At 43.0% G+C, this 2,385-nt stretch carries 2 protein-coding genes; one reads left to right on the top strand and one right to left on the bottom strand.

Going from position 1 to position 2,385, the window contains the following annotated elements:
- Positions 1-405 precede the first annotated feature (405 nt).
- Entirely contained in the window at positions 406-927 is a 522-nt protein-coding gene (locus QUA38_RS28540) for a GNAT family N-acetyltransferase (protein ID WP_333167813.1), read from the top strand.
- 70 nt (positions 928-997) lie between these two features.
- On the opposite strand, the gene QUA38_RS28535 is transcribed toward QUA38_RS28540, so the two are convergent.
- On the bottom strand, positions 998-2,320 hold the full coding sequence (locus QUA38_RS28535) for a tetratricopeptide repeat protein (RefSeq protein ID WP_333167811.1): 1,323 nt from the start codon (positions 2,318-2,320) through the stop codon (positions 998-1,000).
- Positions 2,321-2,385: the final 65 nt, after the last annotated feature.

Below are 2,385 nucleotides of genomic sequence, written 5' to 3'. Positions count from 1 at the left end.
CGTTTGCTGCGGGTTGCGTAAGATGCCAACCTCATGAATAACCGCCAGTCTGTTTCCTGGCCGGATTTGTTTTTGGTATCTGCTACTGGTGAGGAAAGGGTCATTGATGGCAAAAATTGTACAATATATCTAGTTAATAATTGTAACAAATAGAATCAATATTTGACACTAATATCAGTAATAGGCAAGATGCCTGTTTCACAAAGAGTGTTTTCTTGTAACAGTAGGTTGGGTTGAGGAACGAAACCCAACTAAAATGTTTGTAGCCCGCCAAAGTGGTACTATAGCAAAACCATTTGATTTGTAAACAATAGATTCAATCATCACAAAGGTTTCAGGTTGTTCTACATTCACGACTCAAATAGACTTGCTATATAATCTAATGTTAAAGGTTATACTGTAATCATGCAAGAAATAGAGACAGCCCGATTGTATCTGAGACAATTTACGCCAGACGACTTAGACGATCTGTACCGCATCTACAGCGATCCGGAAACAATGAAATACCTCGGAGGAGCTAGAACTAGAGAAGCAACAGAAACCGCCATTAATACCATGATCAAAAGTTGGGAAGAAAACAACTTCGGAATGTGGGCTTTAGTACATAAAATAGACCGTAAAATGATTGGTCGCTGCGGACTGCGTTTTCAGGAAAAGACACCGGAAGTTCAGCTAGGCTATGCGCTCGACAAAGTTTATTGGAATCAAGGATTGGCGACAGAAGCATCTTTGGCTAGTCTAAACTATGGATTTCAAATATTAAATTTGGAGAGAATAGTTGCGATCGCCCTCCCAGAAAATATAACCTCCCAGCGGGTGATGCAGAAAGTTGGCATGAAATATGAAAAAAATGCTCATTATTACGAAATTGATGTAGTATACTATTCTATCTCGCGAGAAACTTACCAGTCCCAAGTATTTTCGTAGGGTGTGCGTTGCACACCTTACTGCATTTAAATTCCTCGCATTGCAAATTGGCATTATAGTCGGCTGACAACTACGAAGTCCTTTGCAATTGCTTGTTAACTTTTTGAATTTTCTTAGCAAAATACTCTTGTCTGTGTCCCAATTTTTTAGCCACGTCCAACCCTTTTTGATAGGATTCCAAAGCTTTATCGTAAGCCTTCATCTCTTGATAAACTTGACCGATATTGTCGTAAGCGTTCATCAATCCGTAGAAATTGTAAGCCCGCTCTTCTAACAGCAACTGCATTTGATAAATCCGCAAACTCGGCTCCCATTGCTTTTGCGATCGATAAAGTAAAGCTAATTTATCCAAAGCTTCACTAGCTTGACCGTACTGTTGAATGGGGACGGCTAAATTGTATGCTTCCTGATAGTATTGAGCTGCTAAATTGATTTGACCGATGGTTTCGTAATCGGTGGCGATCGCAATTTTGAGCGGTGGTATAGCGCTGGGATTTTGTAAGTTAAGATACACTGATGCTAGTTTTTCCCTGGCTGCGATCGCCTTTAGGGGTTGTTTCGACTGCTGGTAAACGTAGGCCAACTGTCTCAGGGTATCTACCTCAGTTGGAGGGGTTACAGGTTGCGGCGGCGCACCGTTTCCCGCCACAACAGCAGAATTTTGCACAGCAGAATTAGCAGCAAATAAATCGCGATTTTCCTGAATTAAAGTTGCCAATTCCTCATACACGGGAGCAGCTTTATCGTAACTCAACCAATTGATATGAATTAGCCCGATCGCCTTCAAAATCTGACCTTCAGCCAATATATCTTGGTTTTGGCGCGCCTTTTCGAGAATTTCTTGGTAAACTTCTACAGTCGGGCCTTTAGCGCGCACCTGCTGAAAAGCCGCAACGAAGGCGGGGAGCAACTCAGTATTAAGTGGTACTTGGGATTTGACTTCTTTTTGAATGGCTTGCAACCGTTTGGTAATAAGCTGTAGTTCGAGGTTTTTACCGTTACTCCAAGCAACACTTCCCACCCGACTCAAAGCAGCAATTTCCGCCGCCGGGCCCAGATACCTCCGCAGCCGCAATTCTCGGAACCAAATTTCAAAAGCACCCGCGCCGTCTCCAGCTTGCAGTTTAGTGGCTGCTTCTAAGTTTAACTCCTCCAAAGCCGCTGTCAGTTCGTCCCGCTGAGTGCTGCTCAAAGATTCGCTGGCGGGAGTTAGGGGATCGGGTGTGGTAATTTCTAGAGGATTAGGAGAAAATTGATCGAGGGCTGGCGGATTAGTTTGGGCGCTAGCAATAGAACCAGCACACAGCCACAGGAAAAGCAAGCACCCAATTGGTACAGAACTTCTCATTCTCAAAATTTTCTTGCCGCGATTCGGCATCTTTTCTGGAAACATCAAGTTTTGCATATCTACAAAACGGTATAAATTATGTCACAAAGATGGCACAAAAGCAAACTGTT

The organism is Microcoleus sp. Pol12B4, from assembly GCF_036701385.1.
Taxonomy (GTDB): domain Bacteria; phylum Cyanobacteriota; class Cyanobacteriia; order Cyanobacteriales; family Microcoleaceae; genus Microcoleus.
This window is presented reverse-complemented; position numbering and strand designations above follow the sequence as displayed.